This is a genomic window from Micromonospora sp. NPDC002411, assembly GCF_053592955.1.
Genome location: NZ_JBSFBM010000435.1, coordinates 1 through 4,821 on the forward strand (window position 1 = coordinate 1; position 4,821 = coordinate 4,821).

General features: G+C 69.1%; 4 protein-coding genes and 1 pseudogene. 3 read left to right on the forward strand and 2 right to left on the reverse strand.

The genetic code is table 11. The features are described 5' to 3' along the window. The 3 genes and pseudogenes from ACWCO3_RS31565 to ACWCO3_RS31575 all read left to right on the forward strand — a co-directional run. Nucleotides 1–300 (forward strand): annotated as a pseudogene (locus ACWCO3_RS31565) (carbohydrate ABC transporter permease); the annotation flags it as partial. Beyond that, entirely contained in the window at nt 300–1,184 is an 885-nt protein-coding gene (locus tag ACWCO3_RS31570) for a carbohydrate ABC transporter permease (protein ID WP_145780298.1), read from the forward strand. The pseudogene ACWCO3_RS31565 and the gene ACWCO3_RS31570, both read left to right, overlap by 1 nt. 89 nt (nt 1,185–1,273) lie before the next feature. Beyond that, nucleotides 1,274–3,001, forward strand: a complete 1,728-nt coding sequence (locus tag ACWCO3_RS31575; protein WP_357928484.1) for an IlvD/Edd family dehydratase — start codon at nt 1,274–1,276, stop codon at nt 2,999–3,001. A gap of 89 nt (nt 3,002–3,090) precedes the next feature. Here ACWCO3_RS31575 and ACWCO3_RS31580 read toward each other — a convergent pair whose 3' ends face one another. Together ACWCO3_RS31580 and ACWCO3_RS31585 are read right to left on the reverse strand one after the other, a co-directional pair. Further along, nucleotides 3,091–3,870 (reverse strand): ABC transporter permease, encoded by a 780-nt coding sequence (locus ACWCO3_RS31580; RefSeq protein WP_145780300.1) that lies wholly within the window; start codon nt 3,868–3,870, stop codon nt 3,091–3,093. Continuing rightward, nucleotides 3,867–4,821: ABC transporter substrate-binding protein (locus ACWCO3_RS31585; protein ID WP_450013538.1), on the reverse strand; the 955-nt coding region annotated here is incomplete at its 5' end. The genes ACWCO3_RS31585 and ACWCO3_RS31580, both read right to left, overlap by 4 nt.

The following is a 4,821-nucleotide window of genomic DNA, read 5'->3' on the forward strand; positions in this document are numbered from 1 at the left end:
GGGCGGTGGCAGATCGCGACGCGGATCAAGATCCCGCTGATCGCGCCCGCGCTGATCCTGATCCTGGTCTTCTCGCTCATCGGCACCCTGCAGTTCTTCAACGAACCGCAGATCCTGCGATACCTCGCCGCGGGCACGATCAGGACGGACTTCACCCCCAACATGTACGCGTACGAGCAGGCGTTCTCGCTGGCCAACTTCAACTACGGGTCGGCGATCTCGTTCGCCCTCGGCGGCATCGTCTTCATCTGCGTGTACGTCTTCCTGTTCTTCACCCGCAAGCGGAGGAGCTTCCTCTGATGACCGCCCCCACGAGCGCCCGCTCCGGCCCCCGCCGGCCGCAGCGCTATCTCCCCATGCAGATCCTCCTCGGCTTCCTGGTGATCTATTTCCTCGTGCCGTTCTGGTGGCTCATCGTCAACAGCTCCAAGGACGCGGCCGGCCTGTTCGGCGGCGACAACACCCTGTGGTTCACCGACCAGGTCGACTACCTCGGCAACCTGAAGCAGCTGTTCACCCACGACGGGGGCATCTACCTGCGGTGGATCCTCAACTCCACGCTGTACGCCATCGCCGGTGGTGTCGGTGCCACGATCCTGGCGGTGATGGCCGGGTACGGGTTCGCCAAGTACCGGTTCGCGGCCCGGCGGTTCAGCTTCGCCGTCGTGCTCGGCGCGTTGATGGTCCCGGCCACCGCGCTGGTCATCCCGACCTTCATCATGTTTTCCCAGCTCGGCCTGACGAACACGGTCTGGGCGGTGATCCTCCCGTCGCTACTCAACCCGTTCGGCGTCTACCTGATGCACGTGTACGCGCGCGACGCGGTGCCCGACGAACTCCTGGACGCGGCGCGGGTCGACGGCGCGGGAGAGGTGCGCACGTTCCTGCAGATCGCCCTACCGATGATGCGCCCCGCGGTGGTCACCGTGCTGCTCCTGTCCGCGGTGGCGTCCTGGAACAACTACTTCCTGCCGCTGGCGATGCTCTCCGACAACCGGCTCTTCCCTGTCACCGTCGGTCTCGGCCTGTGGCAGGGGATCGCGTCGGCGAACAACGCGGGAGGCACCTCGCTGTGGAGCCTCATCATCCTGGGCTCGCTCGTGTCAGTGATTCCGCTGATCATCGCGTTCTTCAGCCTGCAACGACACTGGCGCGGCGGGCTGTCCGTCGGAGGCCTCCGGTAGGCAGCACCCGCGCCACCAGCCAGTGCACCACCCGCTCAAGGATCGCCGCGAACCCCCGTGGCGCGGACGGATGACAGAGGAGTCTGCTGATGTCGACGACGAATCGACAGCTGCGCAGCGCGCAGTGGTTCGGTGCGGAGGGCCGCAACGGTTTCATCCACCGGTCCTGGATGCGCAACCAGGGGTTCGCGGACGACGTCTTCGACGGCCGCCCGGTGATCGGCATCGCCACCACCTGGTCGGAGCTGACCCCCTGCAACGCCCACCTGCGTGACCTGGCCGAGTCGGTGAAGCGGGGGGTGTGGGAGAGCGGCGGCCTGCCGCTGGAGTTCCCGGCGATGAGCCTGGGTGAACCCCTCATGCGACCCACGACCATGCTCTACCGCAACCTGCTGGCGATGGAGTTGGAGGAGTCGGTACGGGCCAACCCGCTCGACGGGGTGGTCCTGCTCTCCGGCTGCGACAAGACCACCCCCGGCCTGCTGATGGGGGCGGCGAGCGTCGACCTGCCGACGCTGATGCTGACCGGCGGCCCGATGCTCAACGGCAAGTTCCGCGGCCAGGACATCGGCTCGGGCACCGTCGTCTGGCGCTTCACCGAGGAGATGCGGGCGGGCCGGATGAGCGCGGCCGACTGCGCGGAGGCGGAGGTCGGCATGTCCCGCAGTCGGGGGCACTGCATGACCATGGGGACCGCCTCCACGATGGCCTGCGTGACCGAGGCGCTGGGCGTACAGCTCCCGGGGGCCGCCGCCGTGCCGGCCGTCGACTCCCGGCGGTACGCCCTCGCCCACGCCGCCGGACGCCGGATCGTCGCCATGGTCGAGCAGGATCAACGGCTGTCCACTGTGCTCACCAGGCAGGCGTTCGAGAACGCGGTCCGGGTCAACGCCGCGATCGGCGGTTCGACGAACGCCGTCGTACACCTGCTCGCGGTTGCCGGACGCCTCGGTGTTCCGCTGTCGCTGGAGGACTTCGACGCCCTCACCGCCGACGTGCCCATGCTGGTCAACCTCATGCCGTCCGGGGCGTACCTGATGGAGGACTTCGCCTACGCGGGCGGTGTCCCGGCCGTGATGGCGGAGATCGCCCCGCTGCTGCACATGGACCACGTCACCGTCAGCGGAAAGAGCGTGGCCGACAACATCGACGGCGTGAAGTGCTGGAACCGGGACGTCATCGCCACCATGGCGGAGCCCTTCCAACCCGCCGGCTCGGGCACCGTGGTGCTCCGCGGATCGCTCGCGCCGTCCGGGGCCGTGCTGAAGGTCTCCGCGGCCTCCGCCCACCTCCTCAGCCACACCGGGCCGGCGCTCGTCTTCGACCGGATCGAGGAGTACGTCGTCGCGGCCGACGACCTGGACCTCGACGTCACCCCCGACACGGTGATCGTGGTCCGCAACGCCGGGCCACGCGGCTACCCGGGGTTCCCGGAGGTGGGCAACGTGCCGATGCCACGACGGCTGCTCGCCGACGGCATCACGGACATGGTGCGGATCTCCGACGCCCGGATGAGCGGCACCGGGTACGGCACCTGTGTCCTGCACGTGGCCCCGGAGGCGTCGGTGGGCGGCCCGCTCGCGTTGGTGCGCACCGGCGACCTGGTCCGCGTCGACGTGGCGACGCGATCCCTGGACCTGCTCGTCGACGACGCGGAACTCGCCCAGCGCCGTGCCGCCTGGCAGCCACCACCGCCGGTCGCCGACCGGGGATGGGTGCGGCTGTACAGCGAGCACGTCCTCCAGGCCGACCAGGGCGCCGACCTGGACTTCCTCGTCGGCGGCAGCGGCAGCGACGTGCCTCGGCACTCGCACTGACCACGCCGCGACGCACGAAGCCGCGAGGAACCGTTCGCAGGGGAGGTGGGACGGACGGCCCGCGGGGGTGAGGTCCCGCGGTTGCCGCCTCAGGAGGAGATCGCGCGCGCCCACGGCACGAGGAGGCGTTCGAGGCCGGCCATCAGGTAGAAGAGCAGTGCGCCCATGAGCGCGAGCAGGATCAACGCCGCGAACGCGAGCGGCGTGTCCGCGGACTGTCCGGAACTGGCGATCACCGCCCCGAGCCCGGCCTGGGGGTTGATCACTTCGCCGATGATCGCGCCGATGATGGCGAGTGAGGTCGCCACCTTCAGACCGACGAAGATCTGCGGCAGGGCCCACGGAAGTCGGACCTTGAGGAAGGTCTGCCACCACGAGGCGGAGAGGGAGCGGGCCAGCTCGCCGAGGTCGTTCGGTGTCGAGGTCAGGCCCGCCATGGTCGAGATCAGGATCGGGAAGAAGCAGAGCAGCACGACCATCACGATCTTGGCCTCGTAACCGAAGCCGATCCAGACCAGGAGCAGTGGCGCGAGCGCCACCTTCGGCACCGCGTTGATGCCGGCGATCATCGGTAGGACCATCCGCTCGACGGTCCGCGACGCGGCGAGCAGGACGGCGAGCAGAAGCCCGCCCACCGCCGCGATCCCGAACCCGATGATCGTCTCCAGGAAGGTGATCCAGGTCTGCTGAGCCAGGTGACCGGGGAGCCGCAGGAACGCGTCGACCACGTCCGGGGGAGCTGGCAGGAAGAACGGTTCGATGTCGAAGGCCCAGGTGGACAGCCACCAGAGCCCGGTCGCGACCACCGCGCCCAGGGCCGGGAGCCCGAGGGTGTGCCGGCGTCGTTCTGCCCGGGAGTCGCCGGTCACGACTTCTTGACGAAGGTCGGGTCCACGACGGCCGCCGGCGTCAGGCCCGACGGAATCAGGTTGGCGCGTTCGAGGACGGCGATGGTCTGCGCCACCCGCGACTCGTCCAGGAACCCGATCGGGGCACCGCCGTCGGGACGGACGTGCGGGGCCATCGCGTCGATCTCACCCTTGCCCGCCGCCACCGTGTAGGTGGGTTTCGCCTTGTTGAGGATTGTCGCCGCCTCGTCCGGGTGCTCGATGCTGTACGCCAGGCCCTTGAGCGCGGCCTTGGTGAACCGCTGCACGAGGTCGGGGTCCTTGCTGATGAGCGACGGGGTGGTGATGATCGCGTTGCCGAACAGGTCCGGCAGGTAGTCGCTGTAGGGCAGGACCACGACGTCCTTCCGGGCGGCGGTCTGCAGGGCGCCGCGGCTGAGCAGGAACGTGCCCAGCGCGTCGACCCGCCGGCTCGCCATGAGGCCGTTGAGGGCTGTGGGTTGCACGCCCTCGATCTTCACCGTCGCCGGGTCGAGCCCGGCCAGCCGCGCGTACGCCGGGAAGAGCAACTCCGTCACGGAGCCGCTGCCGGTGGCGATCGTCTTGCCCCGGAGGTCCTTCGGGGTGGTGATGTTGGTGTCCTTGGTGGTCATCACCGAGATCAAAGTCTGCTGGTGCACGGCGGCGATCGCCCGCCAGTCGGTGAACTCGCCCTTGCCCGCCTGGATGACGGCACCGGTGAAGTCGAGAGCGCCGAACTGCACCTGCCCCGACTTGAGCGCGGTCAGGTTCTGCTGGTTGCCGGCGCCCTCCTTGATGTCGACCTCGATGCCGACCTCGGCGAAGTAGCCCTTCTCATTGGCCACCCACGCGAAGGCGTCGCGGCCCACCGCACCGAACGCGGTGATGTAGGCGACCTTGTCGATCTCACCGCCGGGCGGGTCGCCGCCGCTGTCACCGGTGTCGCCGCAG